Source organism: Mesoterricola sp. JemC181, assembly GCF_055384585.1.
This window is the reverse complement of sequence record NZ_AP045076.1, coordinates 3,718,845-3,741,809: the sequence shown is the minus strand read 5'-3', so window position 1 is coordinate 3,741,809 and position 22,965 is coordinate 3,718,845. Positions and strand designations below refer to the sequence as shown.

The 22,965-nt window shown below is 66.8% G+C and carries 18 protein-coding genes; 8 read left to right on the top strand and 10 right to left on the bottom strand.

Annotation, left to right across the window (positions count from 1 at the left end; genetic code table 11):
• Positions 1-84: 84 nt before the first annotated feature.
• The 3 genes from ACZ5MC_RS16535 to serC all read left to right on the top strand — a co-directional run bounded on the left by ACZ5MC_RS16535 (position 85) and on the right by serC (position 3,373).
• Positions 85-1,323: a DUF1015 domain-containing protein gene (locus ACZ5MC_RS16535; RefSeq protein WP_306601576.1), complete on the top strand. Its 1,239-nt coding sequence runs from the start codon at positions 85-87 to the stop codon at positions 1,321-1,323.
• A gap of 64 nt (positions 1,324-1,387) precedes the next feature.
• Positions 1,388-2,260 carry an NAD(P)-dependent oxidoreductase gene (locus tag ACZ5MC_RS16530; protein WP_306601575.1) on the top strand — a complete coding sequence of 291 codons (873 nt, stop codon included), beginning with the start codon at positions 1,388-1,390 and terminating at the stop codon, positions 2,258-2,260.
• A 9-nt stretch (positions 2,261-2,269) separates the two neighbouring features.
• A complete protein-coding gene (gene serC, locus ACZ5MC_RS16525) occupies positions 2,270-3,373 on the top strand; it encodes a 3-phosphoserine/phosphohydroxythreonine transaminase (protein ID WP_306601574.1) in 1,104 nt (367 codons plus the stop codon).
• A gap of 608 nt (positions 3,374-3,981) precedes the next feature.
• On the opposite strand, the gene ACZ5MC_RS16520 is transcribed toward serC, so the two are convergent.
• Together ACZ5MC_RS16520 and ACZ5MC_RS16515 are read right to left on the bottom strand one after the other, a co-directional pair.
• Positions 3,982-5,415 carry an AlbA family DNA-binding domain-containing protein gene (locus ACZ5MC_RS16520; RefSeq protein WP_464516300.1) on the bottom strand — a complete coding sequence of 478 codons (1,434 nt, stop codon included), beginning with the start codon at positions 5,413-5,415 and terminating at the stop codon, positions 3,982-3,984.
• A gap of 914 nt (positions 5,416-6,329) precedes the next feature.
• Entirely contained in the window at positions 6,330-6,758 is a 429-nt protein-coding gene (locus ACZ5MC_RS16515; RefSeq protein WP_464516299.1) for a hypothetical protein, read from the bottom strand.
• A 228-nt stretch (positions 6,759-6,986) separates the two neighbouring features.
• On the opposite strand from ACZ5MC_RS16515, the gene ACZ5MC_RS16510 reads away from it, so the two are divergent.
• Positions 6,987-8,018 carry a tetratricopeptide repeat protein gene (locus ACZ5MC_RS16510; RefSeq protein ID WP_464516298.1) on the top strand — a complete coding sequence of 344 codons (1,032 nt, stop codon included), beginning with the start codon at positions 6,987-6,989 and terminating at the stop codon, positions 8,016-8,018.
• 30 nt (positions 8,019-8,048) lie between these two features.
• Here the strand turns inward: ACZ5MC_RS16510 and ACZ5MC_RS16505 are convergent, their stop codons facing one another.
• Positions 8,049-9,302 carry an HD-GYP domain-containing protein gene (locus ACZ5MC_RS16505; protein WP_306601570.1) on the bottom strand — a complete coding sequence of 418 codons (1,254 nt, stop codon included), beginning with the start codon at positions 9,300-9,302 and terminating at the stop codon, positions 8,049-8,051.
• 258 nt (positions 9,303-9,560) lie between these two features.
• Between ACZ5MC_RS16505 and ACZ5MC_RS16500 the strand changes: the two genes are divergently transcribed.
• Positions 9,561-9,836: a ComEA family DNA-binding protein gene (locus ACZ5MC_RS16500; RefSeq protein ID WP_306601569.1), complete on the top strand. Its 276-nt coding sequence runs from the start codon at positions 9,561-9,563 to the stop codon at positions 9,834-9,836.
• Positions 9,833-10,333 carry a prepilin-type N-terminal cleavage/methylation domain-containing protein gene (locus ACZ5MC_RS16495; RefSeq protein WP_306601568.1) on the top strand — a complete coding sequence of 167 codons (501 nt, stop codon included), beginning with the start codon at positions 9,833-9,835 and terminating at the stop codon, positions 10,331-10,333. Before ACZ5MC_RS16500 ends, ACZ5MC_RS16495 begins: the two co-directional genes overlap by 4 nt.
• A 111-nt stretch (positions 10,334-10,444) precedes the next feature.
• On the opposite strand, the gene ACZ5MC_RS16490 is transcribed toward ACZ5MC_RS16495, so the two are convergent.
• The 3 genes from ACZ5MC_RS16490 to secD are packed head-to-tail and all read right to left on the bottom strand — an operon-like array spanning position 10,445 to position 15,600.
• Positions 10,445-11,020 (bottom strand): hypothetical protein, encoded by a 576-nt coding sequence (locus ACZ5MC_RS16490; RefSeq protein ID WP_306601567.1) that lies wholly within the window; start codon positions 11,018-11,020, stop codon positions 10,445-10,447.
• Positions 11,017-12,777, bottom strand: a complete 1,761-nt coding sequence (locus ACZ5MC_RS16485) for a cation:proton antiporter (RefSeq protein WP_306601565.1) — start codon at positions 12,775-12,777, stop codon at positions 11,017-11,019. The genes ACZ5MC_RS16490 and ACZ5MC_RS16485 overlap by 4 nt, the downstream gene beginning before the upstream one ends.
• Positions 12,778-12,837: 60 nt before the next feature.
• Positions 12,838-15,600, bottom strand: coding sequence for a protein translocase subunit SecD (gene secD, locus ACZ5MC_RS16480; RefSeq protein ID WP_464517792.1), 2,763 nt, complete (start codon positions 15,598-15,600; stop codon positions 12,838-12,840).
• A 709-nt stretch (positions 15,601-16,309) separates the two neighbouring features.
• Here secD and ACZ5MC_RS16475 point away from each other — a divergent pair.
• Positions 16,310-16,984 (top strand): JAB domain-containing protein, encoded by a 675-nt coding sequence (locus tag ACZ5MC_RS16475; RefSeq protein WP_464516297.1) that lies wholly within the window; start codon positions 16,310-16,312, stop codon positions 16,982-16,984.
• 18 nt (positions 16,985-17,002) lie between these two features.
• Here ACZ5MC_RS16475 and gndA read toward each other — a convergent pair whose 3' ends face one another.
• The 4 genes from gndA to ACZ5MC_RS16455 are packed head-to-tail and all read right to left on the bottom strand — an operon-like array spanning position 17,003 to position 22,300.
• Positions 17,003-18,391, bottom strand: coding sequence for an NADP-dependent phosphogluconate dehydrogenase (gndA, locus tag ACZ5MC_RS16470; RefSeq protein ID WP_306601563.1), 1,389 nt, complete (start codon positions 18,389-18,391; stop codon positions 17,003-17,005).
• A complete protein-coding gene (locus tag ACZ5MC_RS16465) occupies positions 18,384-19,040 on the bottom strand; it encodes a 6-phosphogluconolactonase (RefSeq protein WP_306601562.1) in 657 nt (218 codons plus the stop codon). Before ACZ5MC_RS16465 ends, gndA begins: the two co-directional genes overlap by 8 nt.
• Entirely contained in the window at positions 19,033-20,472 is a 1,440-nt protein-coding gene (gene zwf, locus ACZ5MC_RS16460; protein ID WP_306601561.1) for a glucose-6-phosphate dehydrogenase, read from the bottom strand. Before zwf ends, ACZ5MC_RS16465 begins: the two co-directional genes overlap by 8 nt.
• A 10-nt stretch (positions 20,473-20,482) precedes the next feature.
• Positions 20,483-22,300, bottom strand: a complete 1,818-nt coding sequence (locus ACZ5MC_RS16455; protein ID WP_306601560.1) for an ABC transporter ATP-binding protein — start codon at positions 22,298-22,300, stop codon at positions 20,483-20,485.
• A 108-nt stretch (positions 22,301-22,408) separates the two neighbouring features.
• Here ACZ5MC_RS16455 and ACZ5MC_RS16450 point away from each other — a divergent pair, with 108 nt between their 5' ends.
• Positions 22,409-22,936, top strand: a complete 528-nt coding sequence (locus tag ACZ5MC_RS16450; RefSeq protein WP_306601559.1) for an adenine phosphoribosyltransferase — start codon at positions 22,409-22,411, stop codon at positions 22,934-22,936.
• Positions 22,937-22,965 lie beyond the last annotated feature (29 nt).

Below are 22,965 nucleotides of genomic sequence, written 5' to 3'. Positions count from 1 at the left end.
TTTCTTTCTTATCCCCCTCTCTTTTGCCAAAATACCTCATCATCTTTTTAAGCCCTAGATAACCCATCAACCAGGAAGGATCGTATGTCCCAGCTGAAGCCCTTCAAGGCCTACCGTCCCAAGCCCGAACTCGCCGGCCAGGTGGCCGCCGTTCCGTACGACGTCGTGAACACCGACGAGGCGCGGGCCCTGGCCGCCGGCAATCCCCACTCCTTCCTCCACGTGGGGCGCCCGGAGATCGACCTCCCCGCGTCCACCGACATCCACGCCGATGAGGTGTACGCGCAGGGCGTCAAGGCCCTCAAGCACCTCATCAGCGAGGGCGTGCTCCTGCACGAGGACCGGCCCTGCCTGTACGTCTACCAGCAGCGCATGGGCGACCACGTCCAGGCCGGGCTCGTGGGCCTGTGCTCGGTGAAGGAGTACGAGGACGGCCAGATCAAGCGCCACGAGTACACCCGCAAGGACAAGGAGGACGACCGCACCCGCCACGTCACCGAGCAGGAGGCCAACTCCGAGCCCGTGTTCCTGGCCTACCGCGCCGTGCCCTACATCGACTCCCTCGTCGACAAGATCCGCGCCACCGCGCCCCTCTACGACATCACGACCCCCGACGGCATCGGGCACACGGTGTGGCTCATCGACCACGAGACCCACATCTACACCCTCAACCACCTCTTCGACGCCATCCCCGCCCTCTACATCGCCGACGGCCACCACCGCACCGCCGCCGCCATCCGCTACGGCCAGGCCCGCCGCGCCGCCGCCCAGGACCCCTCCGGCGACGAGAACTTCGAGAGCTTCATGGCCGTCGTCTTCCCCCACGACCAGCTCAAGATCATGGACTACAACCGCGTGGTCAAGGACCTCAACGGCCTGACCCCCGAGGCCTTCCTGGCCAAGGTCGGCGAGAAGTTCGCCGTGGCGCCCGCGGCGGACCGCAGCCCCAAGGCCCCCACCTCCTTCGGGATGTACCTGGGCGGGAAGTGGTATTCCCTGACCGCCAGGCCCGGCTCCTTCCCCGCGGACGATCCCGTCCGGAGCCTGGACGTGAGCATCCTGCAGGAGAACCTCCTGGCCCCCGTGCTGGGCATCCAGGATCCCCGCACCGACACGCGCATCGACTTCGTCGGCGGCATCCGCGGCATGGACGAGCTCGAGCGCCGCGTGGCCAACGGCTACGCCGTGGCCTTCTCCATGTTCCCCACGTCCCTGGAGCAGCTGATGGACGTGGCCGACGCCGGCCAGATCATGCCGCCCAAGTCCACCTGGTTCGAGCCCAAGCTTCGGTCCGGGCTGCTGGTGCGCCTCTACGAAGACTAGCGAAATGACGGGGGCCGCCACGGGCGGCCCCCTTTTTATGCCCATTCCCCCATGGAGGTACAGCATGAAGATCCTCATCGCGGACGCGTTCGACGCGACGCTGCCCAAGCGCCTTGAAGCCCTCGGCGAAGTTTCCAGCGACATGGCGGACCTGGGCGGCGCCCATGTCCTCCTCATCCGTTCCAAGACCACCGTCAACCCCGAGCTCATCGGGAAGGCCCCCAACCTCAAGCTCGTCATCCGGGGCGGCGTGGGCCTGGACAACGTGGACAAGGAGGCCTGCAAGGCCAAGGGAATCAAGGTCATGAACACCGCGGCCGCCTCCAGCGTGTCCGTGGCGGAAATGGCCATGGCCTTCATGGTCGCCATCCCGGCCCGCCTCATCGAGGCCCACATGGCCATGAAGGAAGGCAAGTTCCCCAAGAACGAACTGAAGCGCACCGAACTCTTCAAGAAGACCCTGGGCCTCATCGGCGCCGGCGCCATCGCCACCGAAGTCGCCAAGCGCGCGGCGGGCTTCGGCATGAAGGTCATCGCCTACGATCCCTTCCTCTCCACCCACGCCTTCGCCGAGCTGAAGACCCTGGACGAGGTGCTCGCCCAGTCCGACTTCCTCAGCTTCCACACGCCGCTCACCGACCAGACCCGGGGCATGTTCAACGCCGAGACCATCGCCAAGATGAAGGACGGCGTGATCATCATCAACACCGGCCGGGGCAAGGTCGTGGTGGAGAAGGACCTGGCCGCGGCCCTCGAGTCCGGCAAGGTGCGCGCCTACGGCACCGACGTGTGGCCCAGCGATCCCCCGCCCGCGGACTGCCCCCTGCTCACGGCCAAGAACGTGTTCATGGCCCCGCACATCGGCGGCAGCAGCAAGGAGAACCTCGGCCGCATCGGGGACATCGTCGTCGAGACCCTTTCCACGTTCAAGATCTAGGAGATTCCCATGACCAACCGCACCATCAACTTCTACGCCGGTCCCGCCGGCCTGCCCCTGCCCGCCCTGGAAAGGGCCAAGGAGGAGCTCCTGGACTTCGCCGGCACCGGCATGTCCGTCATGGAGGTCAGCCACCGCTCCAAGGAGTACGACGCCGTCCACGAGGAGGCCCTGGCGCTGACCCGCGAGCTCATGGGCATCCCCGCCAACTACAAGGTCATCCTGCTCCAGGGCGGCGCCCACCTCTCCTTCGGCATGATCCCCCTCAACTACCTGCGCGGGAACCACAAGGCCGACTACATCAACACCGGCAACTGGGCCGAGAAGGCCTACAAGGAGGCCAAGCTCGTCGGCGGCGAAGAGCGCGTGCGCCTCGCCGGCTCCACCAAGGCCGAGAACTACGCCCGCCTCCCGAAGAAGTCCGAGCTCACCATCCACCCCGACTCCCTCTTCGTGCACTTCACCTCGAACAACACCGTCGAGGGCACCCAGTGGCAGGAGTTCCCCGAGACCGGCGGGATCCCCTACGTCTGCGACATGTCCTCCGACATCATGTGGCGCCCGTTCGACGTGTCGAAGTTCGGCATGATCTACGCCGGCGCCCAGAAGAACCTCGGACCCTCCGGCGTCACCCTCCACATCGTCTCCGACGAGTTCCTGGCCAAGGCCGAGGCCCAGGACCTGCCCAGCTACCTGCGCTACAAGCTCCACGCCGAGAAGAACAGCCTCTACAACACCCCGCCCACCTTCGGCATCTACATCCTGCGCAACGTGCTGGCCTACAACAAGTCCATCGGCGGCCTCAAGGCCATCGAGGCCAACAACCGCAAGAAGGGCGAGCTCCTCTACGGCTGCATCGACAGGCACGCCGGCTTCTTCAAGCCCTTCGTGACCGAGAAGGCCGACCGGTCCCTGATGAACGTCGACTTCTTCCTCCCCACCGAGGAGCTCACCGACGCTTTCGTCAAGGAAGCCAAGAAGAACAACATGGTCGGCCTCAAGGGCTACCGCGACGTGGGCGGCATCCGCGCCTCCACCTACAACGCCGTGACCGTCGAGAACGTCCAGACCCTCGTCCAGTTCATGGATGAGTTCGTCAAGAAGAACGGCTGATCGGGCTTCACCTGAAAGAAGGACGCCCCCGCGGGGGCGTCCTTCTGGTGTTTGGCGGATTCGAATCTAAATTCTGAATCCATATAGCTTGACCAACAGATGCCTCGGAGGTAGGCCTACAGTTATTGGCAACCTTGTCATGGCATGCAAGGAGCGCCAGCCAAATGGCAAGCTAGCCGCCGTGGAGTGCTTCGCTATCCAGCGCCTGGCCCACGAGGCGTGGGACATGGAGCTGCCCCGGGTGAGAAGTCAGGTGGCATTGATTCCAGGGCTGGACCTGGACGACGCCATCGTCCAGGGCTGCCTGCAGTCCTCCAAGGATCAAACTCCCATCACGGATCCCCAAGTCCGGTTCCTGACCTTTGAGGATGGTACGCGGATCTCGTACGATTCCACCGCCAAGGAACTCGTCATCGCCGCTCCCAAAGGCGTCAAAGGGAGCTGCACGACCTTCACTCTCACGGGAGAATCGGTTCTCCAGGGGGACCTGGACGCCCAAGGCAACATCCATGCTTCCGGGAACATGATCACCCAAGGGAATAACGGTGCGCACCATTCCCATCCCGTCACGACAAGCGGCGCGGCCCAGCCAGTAATGCAACGAAAGGCTACTGGCTTATCTTCCAAATTTCTTTATTTACGATGCGGTCAACATCAGTTTGACGAAGATTCTCTCCGTCAAACTCCACGAATAGACTTCGCAATATATGCCAGGTGGCTTCATTAATCACATCGTGCCCTGCATCGATGTTGATTTTTCTGAACATTTCTTTGCTTTCCGTGACACTCGATTTTGAAGCATTGGGGAAAGCAAAATCGCTTCGCGTTAAGAGCTGTCTTCCGCAAAGGTCCGAAAAATGAAATTTAAAAATCAAGCTCTGAGGCAAGGGGGCGTTTTGATATTCAAACATGGCCGCCACAAGCCTTTGTGCTGTGTACATCGATTCGGCAACCTGCTCCATGAGGACTCCTCGAGTCAGGGCCCGATGCATCCATGGAGGATTGGCCCCTTTTCCCCAGGATGGAATGCCATTCCCCTGTATCCACATTGGAAGGTCATCCCAATACGGCGTCTGGTAGAACAAAAATCCTTTGGGGTCCCACTGCATAAAGTCTAAATGCCCGAACACTTCTCCAGAAGGGAATCTATTCAACAGGGCAATCAGGCCGAGCCAACTTCCCTTCACTTGCCATAATTTAAATATTCTCGATGGGCTTGGATCTTGAAATTGTTCAGGGGTCATCCAGGGCGGCCATCCACTGGCGTGGGGATGACTCATCATCATATGATTAAAGAGCTTTTTTGTCGGCAAAGGATCCGGGAGTTCAGCATCCCAAGTGACACCAACCGAAAAGAAGCCAGGTCTCGGAATTTCAAACAATTTAATTTCTTGTAATGTTAATTCAAAATTTTCACGAGCTTCAACCATTGCCAAATTTAACGCCTGCTCTTTACTTGATTGCAAATGAGAAACCTCACTTGTTAGGTCTGCCCAGTGTCGTCGCACGAATTCGCCAATACCGGCTTCCCGATTACGCATGCATGTCTCCAAAATCTTTTTAATCTCTTGGTGGTTAGCTTGATGGGTGGCAACTTGGCCACTGTGTATAGATCGGCAATAAATAGTATCTTTGACAAGTTTGGTATCCCTAATACCCTTGGTTGACATGACGGGAGTCTGCAGGCCTGGAGAAATATGGAAGGCCGCAACAATGCCACCCTCAATCTCAGGGTAACAAGGCGTGATATCAATAGGGTAGCTTGTATATCCAACAAGCAATTTGGCAATAACGTCCATATCATATGTGTCACGGACATTCGCAGGAGCGGTGGTAGATCGTTTTCCGGTGCCGTTGTCAACGCCAATAATTAGCCACCCGCCATCGTTATTCTTTAGCCCAAGGCAAGACCTTATTAGATTTGCCTGACCCTCATCCGTCCCCAAATCAAGCCAGTTCTTATGCTCCAATCCAAGAGCCTCTCCAACCTTGGAAGCCATGTGCTTCGCCGTCTCTAAAAGCTTCGGGTCGACATCACTCATTGAGCACCTTTTGCCTTATGGTTTGAGAATTTGCCCTGATGGGGACCACGGCTGGAGCTTGAACGGATCCCCAATCATAGCAAGCCAAAGGGCCATCATTCCTGAAGTGTTTTCCCCAGGGCGATTCCTCACAGGCGCACGAGAGTCTCCTCATGGCCTCGGATGTTCCCACCCAATGCAGCCCGGTCACCGCTTCCCGCGATCTCGCTGAGCTCGCTCAGCGGGGCTGCCTGCGCTCCTACCCTTCTCCCCCGGTTCGAACCTTTCCACGGTTCCGACGCGATGCCCTTTCCATCCGCCCAAACGGGCAATAAGCTCCTTGGTAGGCAGCAGCGGCCTCCTCTCATCCTGGTTTCTCGACAACTCCAAGATGCCTGAAGTCCACTGCTGCCGACCTGTTACCCGATGAATCCGGCAATCTCGATCGAAGGGCCTATCGCCGAGGCGCCGAGGAGCCGAGGATCGCCGAGGAATAAAAAGAAGATCTTTTCTCGGCGAACCTCGGCCCCTCGGCGCCTCGGCGATAAGCTTTTCGTTTCAACTTACCTGGATGACGGGCTCAGAACGGCCCCTATCGACCGGACCCGGCCTCCTCGTCAGCACCAAGCTAAAGTGAGTGTGGGTCGACGCCACCCCTCAAATCCGTGAAGAACCTTTTTTTCGGTTCTTCACGGAATTGATTGAAGGCTCCGACCCTCACTCGCTTTGGCCTGCTCTTGAGAAGGGCCCTGGGACGGGTGGTCGTAGACCGTCCTTATCCCATCACTAAGGTTGTTCGAAACGAAAAACTTATCGCCGCCGAGGAGCCGAGGTTCGCCGAGTAATGATCTTCTTTTATTCCTCGGCCATCCTCGGCGATAGGCCCCTCGATGGAGTTCGCCGGACTCATCGGCCGCTGCTACCTACCTTTGCGGTCAGAGCCGGGGCTGGCCGATGACGAGGTTGTCGCCTGCTGAGAGGATGACCTTGGCGCCGGCGGGCAGGGCGACCTTCATGGCTTCCCCTGTCTTTCCGGCGGTGGCCTTCACTTCGATCTGCTTGTAGCCTTCATCCCTGATACGGAAGGCTTGCTTGAGTTTCCCATCGGCGGCGCGGCCGACAAAGATGTTGGCGACCTTCTGGGGAGGCAGCGCCATCTCGTCCCAGGCCTTCAACTCGGTCGACTTTCCGTCGATGAACACGGTGATCTTCCCCGTGCTGCCGTCGTTGTCATTGAGCAGGAGGTAGTACTTGGCCGTGGAGTGGTTGGTCACCCGGATCAGGTCCTCGGCCGCGGGGAGGGTCCCGGTCACGGCGAAGGCGGCGCCCAGGAGGAGCAGGTGGAGGGGGCGAAGGGATGGCATGGGGGTCTCCGTGAGGGACGTTGATGAGGCCCGGAGGTGGAAACGTCGGGCGATGAGATGTGAATGAATAGATAATGTTTTTCTGTCAGCCCGCAAGATCCCGGCACCTTTGACGATAAATTATTTAAATGGGGTCCAAGCCCTTTCCCCGTCCGCAACCCGCAGGCCAGGTTCACGGGTTCCATGGCTTATCATCGAGGGGAACCCTCCTCGGACCCTGGACGCGGCATGCATCACGAGAACCCCAACCCCCTGGGACGCTGGCTCATCGGCCTCGCGATGGCGGCCGTGTGCGTCCCGGCGCTGCTGGCCCTGGCGGGGCGCGGGCCCGGGCCCCAGGCGGTCCTCGTCCTGCTGGGCCTCGCCCTGGCGTCGGCCGGGGCGGGGGCGGTCCTCTGGAACCGTCCCGGCGCGGCTGAGGAGGACCCCGCGAACCGGCTGGAGCTCGCCATCCGGCGGGTGCTGGCGAGGTTCCGCGGATCCCGGGACGAGGTGTGGTACCGCTGGGGTCTCGTGGCCTCCCACCGCGGAACCGCGGTGGCCTTCCTGGAAGAGGCGGCCCGCCTGGGCCACCCGGAGGCGCATTTCGAGCTGGGTCTCTTCTACGAGGAGGGCGGCATGGGCCAGGCCGGGCGGGAGGTGGCGGCGAGGCACTACCGTTCCGCGGCGGAGGCGGGGCACGCGGAGGCCTCCTTCCGCCTGGCCGAACTGTTGCGCTGGGGCATCGGCCCGTCCCGCGACCCCGGGGCCGCGCAGCGGTGGTACCTCCGCAGCGCCAACGACGGGTTCCGGCCCGCCATGGACTGGCTCTCCCGGGCCTACGAATTCGGCGAGGACCTGCCGGAGGATCTGGAAATGGCTGTGTACTGGACCATGAAGGCCCGCGCCGCCGAGCCCGTCGGGCTGCGGATCAGCCACTTCGCGAGGACCCGCCGGTTCGGTCCCCGCGCCAGCGGGGAGATCACCCGGGGATGGGACGCCACCATCGAGGCCATCGCCACCGCCGATCCGGACCGGGGCCAGGCCTGCTTCAGGATGGGCATGAGCTTTCTCGGCGGCACCGGCGGCAAGCCGCGGGACCCGGAGGCCGCGAAGAGGTGGCTCCAGAGGGCCGCGGAGGCCGGCCACGTGGAGGCCATGGCCGAGCTGGGCGAGCTGCTGGCTCCCTCCGGGGACGCCAGGGCCTGGTTCCAGCGGGCCGGCGCGGCGGGGCACCAGGGAGCCCAGATCCGCCTCGGGCAACTCGAGGTGCCGGACTAGTCTCAACCTTTGGGCCTAATCCTCGAACCGTTAGACCTTGGGGATGTCCAGGTAATCGTAGGGGTTGACCTTCCAGTCCTCCGGATCCTCGTTGCCGACGATGGCGTCCATGCCGTTCTCCGGCGCGGCCATGTCCAGATCGAAGGGGTCGATCTTGGAGCGCTTCACGCAGTCGTACATCACCCGGAGCTTCGGGCTGAGCAGGCCCTCCGTGCTCTGTTCCAGGACCACCGCCAGGCGCTGGCTCTCCAGCTGCACCAGGGAGCCCACGGGGTAGATGCCGAGTGCGTGGATGAAGTGCTGGACCAGCTCCTCGTCCATGTGCGGCTCCGTGGTGGCGCCGGGGTCGCTCCACTCGTAGATCTTCTTGAGGGCCAGGGGAGGTTCCATGCCCTTGTGGTAGACCCGGTTGGAGGTGATGGCGTCGTACACGTCCACGATGGCGGCCATGCGCCCGAGGAGCGAGATGTCGAGGCCCTTCTTGCGCAGGGGGTAGCCTGTGCCGCAGAACTTCTCGTGGTGCTCGCCGGCGATCTGGAACACCGTCTCGGAGATGCCCGGGGTCTTGTGCAGCACCTCCAGGCCCAGGTTCACATGGTTCTTCATGATGGTGAACTCGGCGTCGGTGAGCTTGCCGGGCTTGTTCAGGATGTGGTCGGGGACCCGCATCTTGCCGATGTCGTGGAGCATTCCGCCCACGCCGGCCTCGTGGATGATCTCCGGCGGCAGTTCCATGGCCCGGCAGAAGGAGATGAGCAGGGTGGCCACGCTCACCGAGTGCTGGAACGTGTAGGTGTCGCCCTCGCGGATGCGGCAGAGGCTCACCAGCGTGCCGGGATTGCGCAGGATGGAATCGGTGATCTGGTTGATCACCGGCTCCACCCGCTCCACCTGGATGCGCTTGCCCATGCGCACGTCCTCCAGGATGGAGTGGATGACCTTGTTGGCCTCCTTGGTGATCTGCTTGGCGAAGACCAGCTCCTCCTGGTGGGTGGTCCTGACCTCGGCGCCCGGGGCGGTGGCCACGGGGGAGTGGAGGATCTTCTCCTCGATGATCTGCTCCACCGCTTCCTGGCTGGGCGCCTCCACATCCTCCAGGACGTCGATGCCCTTCTGGGTGTCGATGTAGACCTCGGTGATGCCGCTCTTGGCGATCTTCTCCAGATCGGCCTCCTTGCGGAGCATGAAGCTGTTCCTCAGGAAGGAGTGCTCCATCCAGCCGCAGTTGAGGTCGTGGATGAACATTCCCAGTCTGAGGTCCTGCTTCTTCACCTTCTTGATCATCGGTCCGCCTGGAATGGCTTGTGCAAACTAGAGGCTATCGGCGTGCCCAAAGAGTGTCATGTGAAAGTTGCGATGTCATTGTCCAAAGACAATGCCTTATCTCAAAAGGGCAGGGCACCTGTAGGAGGGACTGCGGGGATCCCCTGTCATCGGGTGATGACAACCTGGACGGGGGCGAAGCAGGAAGGCCCGCCGGCCCTTCGGATACGGTCCGGCACGCCGATTGAAACACCCACGGCACGTCCTCAAGGAGCGCCCATGAAAGCCGTCCTCCTCTCCTGCCTCCTCTCCCTTCTGCCGCTCTTCGGCGGCAAGCCCAAGGCGCCCCCGGAACCCGTCGACCTGAACTCCGCCACGGCCACCGAGCTCATGCAGCTCCCCCGGGTGGGGGCCCGGACCGCGGCCCGGATCCTGGACTACCGGAAGACCCACGGCCCCTTCCAGAAGCCCGAGGAGATCATGAACATCAAGGGCATCGGCGAGAAGGCCTTCCTCCGCCTCCGGCCCCACATCCGCACGGCGGACGTGCCGTGAGGGAGCGGGGCCACACCCTCCTGGAGGCCCTGCTTGTCCTAGGCCTCCTGTCGATCCTGGCGGCCGGGGGAAGCCTCGCGCTGGACCACCGGGGGCCGTCCCTGGCCCTTCTGGCGGCGGAGCTGCGGGGCGCGCTGGACCAGGCCTTCCTCCTGGCCCGGGCCCGCGGAAGCGACGTGCGGCTGGCCCTGGGGGGCCCGGGCGGCGACGTGGCGCCGGTGCTCCTGCCCCACGGCGTAAGGTGGGGCCTTCCCCGCACCGGCGTGCCGTTCCCTCCGGGCATGGACCCGCCCCGCAAGGCCCACCTCACCGGCGCCGCGCATCCGTTCGTCACCATCACCCCGCAGGGCACCGCCACCGCCGGAGCCTGGTTCCTCACGGACGGCCGGGACGCCCTGTGCATGCGGCTCTCCGGCCGGGGCGACGTGCACCTGCAGCGCTGGCGACGGGACCTGCGGACCTGGAGCGGGGCGTTCCCCTCACCGGGTGCCCCGTGAGGTTCGCCCCGAGGACCCCAAGGGGTGTGGGAAACCCAAAACGGGCGGGAACCTGCAGGGCACCGCCCCCGGACGGAGCCTCTGACGCGGGTGGCGCCTGCCGACGGCGGATCAGGGCCTGACCGATTCGGCGGCCGCCTGGAAGCCCTGGAGGAGTTCCGTCCGGATGGCAGCATGGAAGCGCTGCCTGGCGAGGGGACCCGCTTCCTCCCCGAGGTCCGCCACGAACAGGTCGGCGCAGGTACGGGCCACGGCCTGGAAGGCCCGGGCCAGGAGATCCTCGGCCATGGCGTCCGGAAAGGCGGTGCGGACCCCAAGCACGGAAGCCTTGAAGGCAGTTTCCATGGCCCGCCAAGGGCGAAGGACCGGGCGGGGCCCAGGGCCCGGCACCAGGGCCCTGAAGGCGCAAAGCCCCGCCTGGGCTTGAATCAGCTGGCTCCATGCCCCGGCTTCCGCTTCCACCACCGTCAGACCCTCCGTGGAAAAGGGCGCCGGGTGCGGCGTCAATCCGAGATGCCCGGCCAGGCTCCCCGCCGCGTCCAGAGCCTGCAGGGCGGCCGCGCGCTGGCGAGGGTCTTCAAGGCGGACGTAGAGTTCGCCCAGGAAGGCGCTCGCCGCCGCTCCCTCTGAAAGCCAGGGAAGCACCTGCCCGCGGAGGTGTCCCCTCGCCTCGGCCCCGGCCGTCATGAGACCTCCGGGGGGACCGGAGGGGGTTCATCCCGCGGGAGCTCCCTGCGCTCCAGGAGCCGGCCCGTGCGGCGGAAGAAGACCCCCGCGAGCAGGATCAGCCCCATCGGCACTGCGGTAAGCACCAGGGCGACCGGCAGGAAGGGCTGGAGGACGGCAAGGAGGGGCAGCCCCACCAGGCAGCCGATGGCAAGTTCAAGGATGAACCGGATCGCGTCGCCAACACCCTTCCCGCTTGGTCTCCCGGTCCGCTCCAGGCCCTCGGCCAGGGCCCTGGCCAGCGTGCGGGTCTGCTGGACCATCCCCGCCAGGAGGGCTGCCCCGATCCCGGCCGCCCCGGCCCAGGCCAGGGCCTTGGCGAAGCCACCGCCGGCCCCGGAGGTGGACAGTGCCGGGCTGCGCCCCAGGAAGGTCCCCAGGACCACCAGCGCCGCCGTCAGGAGGGCGAACAGGAGGAGGAGCCCAAAGGGCCGCCGGAGGCGGCTTCCGGCGGATCGGCTGAAGGGCGCTTCCCGCAGATGGCCCATGGCGGTCCGGTGATGTAGGAGGAAATGCCTCAAGTGGCTGGGCAGGGCCCGCTCGATGCGGTCGGCCAGGGTCTCCGAATGTCCGATCAGCAGGGGGGTGGTGAGCGTCGTCCAGGCGCAGGTGGCCACCAGGACCGGGAACAGGGCCGGTCCAACGACCCCCAGGCTCTGGCCCAGGGCGGCGATGATGAAGCTGAATTCGCCGATCTGCGCGAGGCTGGCGCCGGTGCGCAGGGAGGTCCGCAGGCTGTTCCCGCCCAGCAGGGCCCCGGCCGACGCCGAAGCGAACTTGCCCACGAGGACCAGGAGGCCGAACAGGACCAGAGCCTTCCAATTGGGCATCAACTGGCCGGGATCGAGCGACATGCCGATGGACACGAAGAACACGGCCACGAACAGGTCCCGCAGGGGCGCCAGCAGGGCCTCGACCTTGTGCGACAGCCCGGATTCCGCCACCACCATTCCGCCCAGGAAGGCCCCCAGCGCAACGGAGTAGCCGGCCTTGGCGGCCAGGAGCGAAAAGCTGAAGCACAGGCCGGCCACGGCGATGAGAAGGGTTTCATCATGGCCCAGCGCGGCCACCCGGCGCACCCATCGTGGAAGCAGCCAGAGGCCAAGAGCCAGGACGACCGCAAGGAAGGCCGCCAGCCTCGCCGCGGTCAGCCCCAGGGCGGCGACGTTGAACCCCGCCCCCGAAGCCACCGCGCCCAGGAGGGCCAGAAGCAGGATGGCAAGCAGGTCCTCCACGATCAGCGCAGAAATCACCAGCTCGGACAACGGCCCCTTGATCCCCAGTTCCTCGAAGGCCCGGGCGATGATCATGGTGGAGCTGATGGCCAGGGCGGCTCCCGCGAACAGGCTCTCCACGGCGCTGAAGCCCACCATCCGGCCCGCAAGGTAGCCCATCCAGATCATGAAACCCGCCTGGGTGACGGCCACCAGGGCCGCGGCGGGTCCGGCCCGGGCCACCTTGGCCAGGCTGAACTCGAGCCCGAGGGTGAACATCAGGAGAATGACCCCAAGCTCGGACAGGGTGTGCACGTTGCCCGGGTCGGCCACCATGGGGATGGGGACATGGGGCCCGATGATGAGTCCGGCGATCAGGTAGCCGAGGACCGTGGGCAGCCGGAAGGTGCGGCAGGCGATGGTGGTCAGCGCCGACACGCCGAGGACCTTGGCAAGGTCGGCCAGGATGGCGGGTGAACTGGTCGGGGCGAGGGCGATGAGCACGGGATCCTCCGGAGGGAAGTTCCGGGCGGCGCCGGGCGAAGGCCGGCGCCGCCCGGCGGTTCAGGACGCCGCGAGCCTGTCCTGGCTCGGGACGAAGCGCTGCCACCAGGCCACCACGGGACTGGCGATGTAGATGGAACTGTAGGTTCCCGTCAGCACCCCCACGACCAGCGGGAAGGCCAGGTCGCGCAGGGCCGGACCGCCCCAGAGCCAGAGGCAGACGCTGACGAACAGGACCGAAAGGGAGGTCAGCACGGTCCGGCTCAGGGTCTGGTTGATGGAATCGTTGATGATCCGGGTGAACGGCGCGTGCCGGTATTCGGGCTTGTGGGTGTTCTCCCGGATCCGGTCGAACACGACGATCGTGTCGGCCATGGAATAGCCCATCAGGGTCAGGAAGCTGGCCACCACCGGGACATTGAACTCGTACCCCAGCACCGCGAACAGGGCCAGCGCCATGAGCATGTCGTGCACCAGCGCGATGATGCCGCCCACCGCGAAGGCCGTGGTGAAGCGGAACACCACGTACAGCAGGATTGCGGCCATGGCCCAGGCCACGGCAGCCAGGGTCTTGCGGGTCCACTCGCCGGAGATGGAGGCGGAAAAACTCTCGTCCTTGAGGATCCCGATCTTCCCGGGCCGGTATTCCCGTTCGACCAGGTCCCTGACGGCCGAGGGGAGCTCCGCCGGAAGCTCCGCGAAGCCGCGGTACAGCCCCGCCGGCAGCTTTTCCCGCCGGCCCGTGACCTGCCCCGCGAAACCCTCGTAGGCGGTCCTGACGGCCTGTTCGTCCCCCTTCAGGCCCAGGGGATTGGCGACGGCAAGACGGTCGGCGAGGGCATTGGAACCCTCCAGGTTCAGGGCCGGGAGCGCCGCCTCGTCCCCGTCCATGGCCTTCAGGACGGCCTTGACCCGGTCGGACTGATGGGCGGCGTCACCCTGCTTCTGGGGCTTCACTTTGATCGAAAACTCCCGGATGCCCGGTTCGCCGTGCTCATAGGCGACCACCGTGGCCCCCGGGAACCCCCCCTTTTCCAGGGCCGTGCGCACGTCCTCGGCCTCCACGGGGGCCAGGAACCGCACGGTCATCTCCGTACCCCCCACGAACTGCATGCCCAGCTGGATATGCTCATTGCCCGCCGTGCGCCAGGGCTTCACCACCAGGGTGCAGGCGAGGATGATGCCCCAGGACAGGGCCAAGGCCACCTTCCTGTATTTCATGAAGTCGATGGCGACGCCCTTGAACAGGTCATGCACGCCGATGCTGAGGGTGGCTGCCCTGGGGTTCCTCTCCAGCAGCCAGTCGTAGATGAAGCGGCTGATGTAGATGCTGGTGAACAGGGAGGCCGCCACGCCTACGGTCAGGGAGACCGCGAAGCCCTTCACCGGCCCCGTCCCGAAGATGAACAGCAGCAGCGCCGCGAACAGCTGGGTCACGTGGCTGTCCACGATGGTCCAGAACACCCGGTCGAAGCCGGCGCGGATGGCCTCCGGCACGGCCCTGCCCAGGGCCATCTCCTCCTTGATGCGCTCGAAGATCAGGATGTTGGCGTCCACCGCCATGCCCACCGTCAACGCGAAACCCGCGATCCCGGGCAGGGTCAGGGTGGCCCTGAAGCTGCCCAGCAGCCCGAGCATGACGATGACGTTCACCGCCAGGGCGATCACGGCGTTCACGCCCGACCAGCGGTACCAGAAGACCATGAAGGCCACGATCACGCCGAATCCCAGGGCCGACGACCCCAGGCCCAGCCGGATGGAGTCCTTGCCGAGGCTCGGGCCCACGACCCGCTCCTCGAGGATCTTCATGCTGGCGCGCAGGGCCCCGGACCGCAGCTTCAGGGCCAGGTCCTCCGCCTCCTCCGCCGAGAACTGGCCGGAGATCCGCACCGCCCCGCCCAGGATCTTCTCCCGTGCCGACAGTACGCTGACGACCTTGCGATCCAGGACAAAGGCGAACAGCCTGCCTTCCTCCGCCGCCAGGCCTGTGACGCGGGCATTGGCCTCCGCCCCGGCCTGGTTGAGGCTGAACTGCACTTCATGGAGGCCCATCTCGCTGGTGGCCTGGCGGGCGTCCGTGATGGCCGCCCCGTCGAACTGGGTCCGCTGTTCCAGCAGGACCCACCTTCGGACGGCCCCGGGGCCGGGATCCCTGGCGCTCTGGGAACCCTTCGCGGGACGTTCCGGCTCAGGCTCAGGACACAGGTCAAGGCCGGGGGGCAGTTCGCCGCCGAAGTGGGCCAAGGCTTCCTCCTTCGTGGGGAAGTACGGGCGGTCCGCCTTGGCCAGCATCCGCAACTCCAGGCGGCCCGGGGTGGACAGGAGCCGCTTGATGCGGTCCCGGTCCCCCTCCTCGACCCCGGGAAGCTCCACGATGATCCGGTTGCCTTCGGCCCCGCCCCGGGTGATCTCGGGTTCCACCACGCCGAACTGGTTCACCCGGGTCTCGATGATCTGCAGGGCCCGGTCGTTGGCGGCCTTCTTGAGGGCGCGCTGATGGTCGGGCTTCTGGACCAGGACGATATGCCCAGCCTTGTCCTGGGAGGCATAGCCTGGGGCCTTGGCCAGGACCCGGGAGGCCGCCGGCTGGGAGACGCCCCGGACGTGAAGGGCGCCTTCCTCCAGGGACACGACCGCACCGGGGTGTCCCTTCTCGACGAACTGGTCCTGCAGGAGGGCGCGCGTCTCCTCGAGGTCCATGGCCAGGGCCTCCTGCCCCTGGACTTCGAGCTCATAGTGGACACCTCCCTTCAAGTCCAGACCCAGCCGGACCTTGGAAAAGGGAATGAAAAAATATGCACAGACCAGACAGATGCCAAGCACCCCGGCCGCGCGCAAAAGCGAGCGTCTTCTCACGGCAAACTCCGCCAAATGGGGATGGAACAGGCGCCGGGCTCCGCCCGGCGCATGGAGCTTCAGGCGTTCGCCATTCCGCTCGGCGGACCGTTTTGGCCGCCCTGTTCAGGCTCGAGTCCCTGGTGGACCGTCCATTGGGGACGAGGCTGGTCCATGGGGCCCGGATCCCCGCTGGAGCACGGTTCAATCGGGAAGATCGAGGGCAGGAACGCCGAGCCCTGCCGCCCCTTCGGAGGAGCGCCGTCCCCGTCCGTGGCCCGCTTCTTCTGCAGGGCGAGGTTGCTTCGGCCGGACGAGGCTCCGAAGGGGGCCTTGGCCGAGGCTCGCTCGCCGGGGGGTTCCACCAGGATCGAATGCGGATGGGATGCCCAGCCGTGGATGGCGGTTGGGGCGCCGGAGGGCCAGCTTCCGGCCGTCGGTGTTGAACCGACGCCGAGCATGCTGGCAACCAAGGCCAGCAGCAGCCACAAACTGCCCCAGTGCGCCATCACCCTTCGGATACCCCCTTTTGCATTCTAGCGGGCGGATGGGTGGAACCCAAATCAGGCATCCCTTCGGCCGGCCCCGTCGGCCACGCCGCCATCGGTTGGGGCCCCCGATGCCGGCATCTAACGGGAATGCCCCGGTGGCCAAGGGGTCTTCCCGTGGCCGGGCACGATGCAGCGTGGTGGTTTTCATGAAATTACATGACCTTTCGCAGGACCAGCGGCCCCGCGAACGGCTTTTCGCCGGGTTTGGCGAGCATTTGAGTGATGCCGAGGTGCTGGCCCTGATCTGGGGATCCGGCCTGAAGGGCCGGAGCGCCGTTGAACTGGGCCAGGCCATGCTCACCACGTGCGGGGGGCTGCACGGCTTCCTCGGTCTCGGGCTTGCGGATTGGGCCCGGTTCCCCGGGATCGGGCCCGCCAGGGCCGGTCAGTTATGGGCAAGCCTGGAGCTGGCGCGGCGGGCCCGCCGGAGGCAGGACCCGCCTCGCCTCAATTCGCCCAGGGCAGCGGGGGATTATCTGCTGCCGCGCAGCCAGGGCTGGACGGAGGAACGGTTCGGCCTGCTGGCTCTCAACGGCAGGGGCGCGCTGATCGCGGACCGGATCCTCAGCCACGGCCTGAGCAATGCCACCCTGATTTCCCCGCGCGAGTTCTACCGGGAAGCCCTTCGCTTCGGAGCCGTGTCCGCCATCGGGTACCACAACCACCCGAGCAACGACGTGAACCCGAGCAGCGAGGACCGGATGCTCACCCGCCGCCTGCGGGAAGCCGGCGGAACGCTGGGCGTCCCCCTTTCCGACCATCTGATCCTGGGGATCGACACCTTCTTCAGCTTCCGGACGGCGGAAGGGTGGGGCGCCTAGCCCGGGCGGGATTCCCCGTCACGTCCACTGCGTGTGCACGGCCACCCCCGGCCGGTCGAAGCGCTCGTAGGTGTGCGCCCCGAAGAAGTCCCTCTGCGCCTGGATCATCGACGCGGTGCCGCGCCCCTCCCGCAGGGTGTCGAACCAGGCCAGGGAGGCCGACAGGCCCGGAATGGGCAGGCCCGCGAGCACCCCCGCCGACACCACCCGGCGCCACGCGGGTTCCCGCCGGCGCAGCTCCCCGGCGAAGAAGGGGGCGAAGGCCAGCAGGTCCGGGACGGGGGGCTTCAGGAACGCCTCGCGCACGTCCTCCAGGAACCGGGCGCGGATGATGCAGCCGGCGGTCCAGATGCGGGCCATTTCGGAAAGCTCGGTGCCGTAGCCGCGGCTCGCGCTGGCGGCGCGCAGGAGGTCGAAGCCCTGGGCGTAGCTGGCGATCTTGGAGGCGTAGAGGGCGTCCCGCAGGTCGTCCAGGGAGATCCCGGGCAGGGCTGCGGCCTCGGCGGGGAAGAGGCCGGCCGCGGCCAGGCGGCGCGGGCGGGCGGAGCTGAGGCTCCGGGCCTCCACGGCGGCGGCGATGGTGGGGATGGGGACGCCCGCTTCGGCGGCGGCCAGCACCGTCCAGGCGCCGGTGCCCTTCTGGCCGGCCTGGTCGAGGATGGCGTCCACCAGGAAGCCGGAGCTCTGGGGGTCGGGGGTGCGCAGGATGCGGGCGGTGATCTCCACCAGGTAGCTGTCCAGCTCCCCGCGGTTCCAGTCCTCGAAGACCTGCGCGGCGCCGGGCGCGGTCAGGCCCAGGCCCCGGCGCAGGAGGAAGGCGGTCTCGGCGATGAGCTGCATGTCGCCGTACTCGATGCCGTTGTGGACCATCTTGACGAAGTGGCCCGCGGAGCCCGCGCCGCAGTACGCCACGCAGGGGCCGGAGGCGGAGCGGGCGGCCATGGCCTCCAGGTAGGGGCGAAGGGTCTCGAAGGCCGCATGGTCCCCGCCGGGCATGATGGCCGGGCCCTTCAGGGCGCCCTCCTCGCCGCCGGAGACGCCCATGCCCATGAAGGACCAGGCCCGTTCCGCTCCGATGCGCCGGTCGGTGTCGGTGAAGTGGCTGTTGCCGGCGTCCGCCAGCACGTCGCCGGCCTCCAGCAGGGGGTCCAGCTGGGCGATGACGGCGTCCACGGCGGGGCCGGCGTTCACCATGAGGAGGATCCTCCTGGGGCGCTCCAGGGAGGCCACGAAGGCCTCCGGCGTCTCCGCCACCGCGATGCCGGCCTCGGGGTGGTCCGCGGCCAGCTTCCGGCCCGCTTCGGGGTTGCGGTCGTAGCCGGCCACCGCGTAGCCGCGGCCGGCGAGGTTCCGGGCGAGGTTGGCGCCCATGACGCCCAGTCCGATGACGCCGATTTCGCTATTCATGGGTAACTCCTTGCAGATCTGTGACCACCGTCAGGCCCCGGAAGCCGCTGGCGGGCAGGGCGGGGTCCCCCTGTAGCAGCCTGCGCAGGGCCGGCGCCTTGGCGGCGCCCGACGCCATCAGGATGGCGACGGGGACGGCGGCCAGCAGGTCCCGGCCCAGGGTCATGCGGCCGGGGGGCGGCTTGGGGCTCGCGTCCACGGCGTGGACCCGGTCCGGGGGCCAGGGGCGGCCGGGAAAGAGGGACGCCGAATGGCCGTCCTCCCCCAGGCCCAGGAGCAGCACGTCCAGGCCCCCCCCGAAGTCCGCGTCCAGGGCCGCCTCCACCCGGCGGCAGGCCCCGGGCGCGGTCTCCCCGTCCAGGAACAGGGGCAGTTCCGCGGCCGGCGGATCGGCGGGGTCCAGGAAGCCCAGCCGGTAGGCCTCGCCCCGGTTGGAGTCCGGGTCGGAAAAGGGCACCCGCCGCTCGTCCACCCAGGTCAGGCGCACCTGGCGCCACCGGGGCCCCAGGGCCGCGCGGGCCAGCCCCAGCACCGCCGCGGCGCTGCCGCCCGAGACCCCCAGGCGCGGCCGGGGCAGGGCCTCCAGGGCCTCGCGCAGGAGGGCGGCGGCCTCCGGCAGGGGCGTTCCGGTGCGGACCACGTCAACCATGGGACCAGCCCCCTTCGCAGCCGTGGAAGAGCCGGTCCGCCTCGGCCGGCCCCCAGGTGCCCGCGGGATACTCCAGCAGCGGCTGGGCCCGGATGGTGTCCACGGCGCTCCAGGCGGCCTCCACCTCGTCGTTGCGCAGGAAGAGGGAGGGATCGCCGTTGATGGCGTCCAGGAGCAGGCGCTCGTAGGCCGGGGCGGTCTGCCCCCCGAACCGGTCGTGGTAATCGAAGGCCAGTTCCGCCGGCGTCATGACCATGCCGGGGCCGGGCACCTTCACGCCGAAGCCCAGGGCCATGGCCTCCCGGGGCTGCACGCTGAGCGTGAGGTGGTTGGGACGCAGCTGGCAGGCCATGCCCTCCACCGCGGGGGCCCCGGCGAAGGCGTCGAAGAGCTGGATGGGGGGCACCCTGAACTGCACCTTCACCTCAGTGAAGCGCTTGGGCATGCGCTTGCCGTGGCGCAGGAGGAACGGCACGCCTCCCCAGCGCCAGTTCGCCACTTCCGCGCGCAGGGCCACGAAGGTCTCGGCCTGCGAATCCGGCCCGACCCCCTCCTCCTGGAGGTAGCCCGGGACGGGGCGGCCGTCCGACTCGCCCGCGGTGTAGCGCGCCCTCACGGCGGGGTCGCCGTCGGGGAAGCGCAGGGCCTTGAGGGCGGCCACCTTCTGGTCCCGCAGGGTCTCGGGGTCCAGGGACGAGGGGGGCTCCATGGCGATCAGGGCGAGGATCTGGAGCATGTGGTTCTGCACCATGTCGCGCAGGGCGCCCACCGAGTCGTAGTAGCCGGCCCGGCCCTTCTCCACCCCCAGCTCCTCGGCCACCGTGATCTGCACCAGCTCGATGTGGCGGCGGTTCCACAGGGGCTCGAAGATCGCGTTGTTGAAGCGGAAGGCGAAGAGGTTCTGGACGGTTTCCTTGCCCAGGTAATGATCGATCCGGTAGATCTGCCCCTCCCGGGCCACCCGGTGGAGGGTCCCGTTCAGGGCCCGGGCCGAGGCGAGGTCGTGGCCGAAGGGCTTCTCGACGATCACCCGCCGCCAGGGATCGCCCTCGAGGAGGCCGGTCCGGCCCAGGTTCTCCAGCACCGGCACGAAGAGGTCCGGCTTCAGGGAGAGGTAGAAGATCCGGCCCGCCGGGGCGCCCCCGGCGAGTTCGGCCAGGCGCCTTTCGAGGGGCTGGAGGTCGGCCTCCGCGTCCCCCTGCACGTAGTGGACCCTTTCCGCGAAGGCGTCGAGGGCCGTCTGCTCACCGGGCGCGAGCCGCTCCCGGAGGGTGGCCCGGAACTCGCCGTCGGTGTAGGGCCTGCGGGCCGTGCCCACAAGCTGCAGGTTCGCGGCGCCCTTGGCCGCCAGGGCCAGGAGCGCCGGCACCAGTTTCCGCACCGCCAGGTCTCCGCTGGCCCCGAAGATGACGATCTGGACGAGCTGCTTCATGGCTTCGCTCCTAGGCCGGCACGGTGCCCTGCACCGTGAAGTCCTCACCCGGGTTGATGAACTTGTCCAGCTCGCTGCTCTGCTGGCGGTCGTGGAGCTGGCGGTAGCGCCCGCCCAGGGCCAGGAGCTCGTCGTGGCGGCCGCGCTCCACGATCTCGCCCCCCTCCACCACGAGGATCTGGTCGGCGGTCTCGATGGTGCTCAGGCGGTGGGCGATGACGAAGGTGGTGCGGCCCGTGCGCAGCCGGCGCAGGCCGTCGCGGATCATGGCCTCGCTCTCGCTGTCCAGGCTCGAGGTGGCCTCGTCCAGGATGAGGATCCGCGGGTCGGCCAGGATGGCCCGGGCGATGGCGACCCGCTGGCGCTGGCCGCCGGAGAGCTTGACGCCGCGCTCGCCGACGATGGTGTCGTAGCCTGCCTCGAAGCGCTCCACAAACTCGTCCACGTGGGCGATGGCGCCCACCGCCTCGATCTCCGCGCGCGATGCCCCCGGCTTGGCGAAGCCGATGTTGTCGGCCACGGTGCCGTCGAAGAGGAAGTTGTCCTGCATCACGACGCCCAGCTTCGAGCGGTAGTCCCGCAGGCGCACCGACATGACGTCCCGGCCGTCCACCAGGACCCGGCCCCGCTGGGGGTGGTTGAAGGCCATGAGGAGCCCGATGATGGTGCTCTTGCCCGAGCCGCTGGAACCCACCAGGGCCACGGTGGAGCCCGCGGGCACCTGGAAGGAGATGCCGCGCAGCACGGGGGTGTCCTTCTCGTACTCGAACCAGACGTCGTCCAGCTCCACCCGGCCCTCCATGGCGGGCAGGGGCGCCCGGGCCAGGTCCTCCTGGTCCTCGGTGGGCATGTCGAGGGTCTCCCGGATGCGGTCCAGGCCCGCGAAGGCCTCGCTCACCTGGGTGCCGATGTTGGCGATCTGCACCACGGGCGCGGCCAGCAGCCCCACGAAGAAGGTGTACATGATCAGGTCGCCCAGGGTCATGCGTCCCGCGAAGATCGCGTTGCCGCCCACCACCATGATGAGCACGCCCACCACCCCGATGATGGCCGTGGAGAAGGCCGAGATCGCGCTCATGCCGGTGATGGTGCCCGCCACGTTCCGGAAGAGCTTCTCGGCGCCCTCCGCGAAGATCCGCGACTCCCGGTCCTCGGCCACGTAGATCTTGAGGATCCGCACGCCGCCCACGGACTCGCCCAGCCGCCCCGTGATGTCGGCGGTGAGCTCGCTGCGCTTGCGGAAGAGCGGCCTGAGGTGGTTGAAGGCCAGGGCCATGGCGCCCCCGAAGACCGCCAGGAACACCAGGGTGGCCAGGGTGAGCTTCCAGTTCAGCCAGAACAGGACCCCCAGGGCCAGCACGGCCGTGAGAAGGCCCCCCGCCAGCTGGATGAGGCCCGTGCCCACCAGGTTGCGGATGCCCTCGGCGTCGTTCATGACCCGGGCGATGACGATGCCGCTCTTGGTGGTGTCGAAGTAGCGGATGGGAAGGCGCAGGATGTGGTCCTGAACCCGCTGGCGCATGTCCATGATGGCGCGCTGGGCGGCCACGGACACCACCTGGGAGTTGGCGTAGCCCGCCACCGCCTGCACCAGGGTGGCCGCGCCCGCCGCCAGGGCCAGGGGCAGGAGGAGGTGGCTGTTGTGCTTGCCGATCACTTCGTCGATCAGGTACTTGGTGCTCGCCGGAAGGACCAGGCCCGCGAGCCGGCTGACGACCATCAGGGCCAGGCCGATGGCCAGGGACTTCCGGTGGTGGTAGAGCAGTTCCCGCGCTTCCCTCCAGGCCCTGCGGGTGTTGATCTTGGTGGGGGTCTTCGGGTTCGCCATTCGGTTCTTTCAAGGAAGGTCACATTCCATGTAACCACGAACCAGAAGAGGGGGGAGGCGGAAGGAATTATGGATACCATGGTCGTTTCGCCTTCCCCGGGATCCCCCATGACCCTCAAGTCCCTCATCCGCACCATTCCCGACTACCCCAAGCCGGGGATCCAGTTCCGGGACGTCACGACCCTGATGAAGAACCCCGAGGGGTTCGGCCGCGCCATCGACCTCCTTGCGGAGCGGTACCGGGAGCAGGCCGTCCACCTCGTGGCGGGCATCGAGTCCCGGGGCTTCATCGTCGGCGCCGCCCTGGCCCACCACCTGGGCGCGGGCTTCGTGCCCATCCGCAAGAAGGGCAAGCTCCCCGGGCCCGTGATCCACGAGGACTACGCCCTGGAATACGGCACCGACCGCATCGAGATCCACGAGGACGCCATCGTCCCCGGGGAGCGGGTCCTGCTGGTGGACGACCTCATCGCCACGGGCGGCACCGCCGAGGCCGCCCTGAAGCTGATCGAAAGGCTGGGCGGGGTCGTCGTGGAGACCGCGTTCCTGGTGGATCTGCCCGACCTCGGAGGCCGCCGGCGCCTGGAGGCCATGGGCCACAAGGTCTTCACGCTTACGGAGTTCGAAGGGGACTGAAACAGGGATTTTTTCCTTCATCGCTTTTC

What these genes read in the sequence shown, in the direction of transcription:
- ACZ5MC_RS16535 (WP_306601576.1), top strand. Translation starts at nt 85, where the DNA reads ATGTCCCAGCTGAAGCCCTTCAAGGCCTACCGTCCCAAGCCCGAACTC.
- ACZ5MC_RS16530 (WP_306601575.1), top strand. Translation starts at nt 1,388, where the DNA reads ATGAAGATCCTCATCGCGGACGCGTTCGACGCGACGCTGCCCAAGCGC.
- serC (WP_306601574.1), top strand. Translation starts at nt 2,270, where the DNA reads ATGACCAACCGCACCATCAACTTCTACGCCGGTCCCGCCGGCCTGCCC.
- ACZ5MC_RS16520 (WP_464516300.1), bottom strand. Translation starts at nt 5,415, where the DNA reads ATGAGTGATGTCGACCCGAAGCTTTTAGAGACGGCGAAGCACATGGCT.
- ACZ5MC_RS16515 (WP_464516299.1), bottom strand. Translation starts at nt 6,758, where the DNA reads ATGCCATCCCTTCGCCCCCTCCACCTGCTCCTCCTGGGCGCCGCCTTC.
- ACZ5MC_RS16510 (WP_464516298.1), top strand. Translation starts at nt 6,987, where the DNA reads ATGCATCACGAGAACCCCAACCCCCTGGGACGCTGGCTCATCGGCCTC.
- ACZ5MC_RS16505 (WP_306601570.1), bottom strand. Translation starts at nt 9,302, where the DNA reads ATGATCAAGAAGGTGAAGAAGCAGGACCTCAGACTGGGAATGTTCATC.
- ACZ5MC_RS16500 (WP_306601569.1), top strand. Translation starts at nt 9,561, where the DNA reads ATGAAAGCCGTCCTCCTCTCCTGCCTCCTCTCCCTTCTGCCGCTCTTC.
- ACZ5MC_RS16490 (WP_306601567.1), bottom strand. Translation starts at nt 11,020, where the DNA reads ATGACGGCCGGGGCCGAGGCGAGGGGACACCTCCGCGGGCAGGTGCTT.
- ACZ5MC_RS16475 (WP_464516297.1), top strand. Translation starts at nt 16,310, where the DNA reads ATGAAATTACATGACCTTTCGCAGGACCAGCGGCCCCGCGAACGGCTT.
- gndA (WP_306601563.1), bottom strand. Translation starts at nt 18,391, where the DNA reads ATGAATAGCGAAATCGGCGTCATCGGACTGGGCGTCATGGGCGCCAAC.
- ACZ5MC_RS16465 (WP_306601562.1), bottom strand. Translation starts at nt 19,040, where the DNA reads ATGGTTGACGTGGTCCGCACCGGAACGCCCCTGCCGGAGGCCGCCGCC.
- zwf (WP_306601561.1), bottom strand. Translation starts at nt 20,472, where the DNA reads ATGAAGCAGCTCGTCCAGATCGTCATCTTCGGGGCCAGCGGAGACCTG.
- ACZ5MC_RS16455 (WP_306601560.1), bottom strand. Translation starts at nt 22,300, where the DNA reads ATGGCGAACCCGAAGACCCCCACCAAGATCAACACCCGCAGGGCCTGG.
- ACZ5MC_RS16450 (WP_306601559.1), top strand. Translation starts at nt 22,409, where the DNA reads ATGACCCTCAAGTCCCTCATCCGCACCATTCCCGACTACCCCAAGCCG.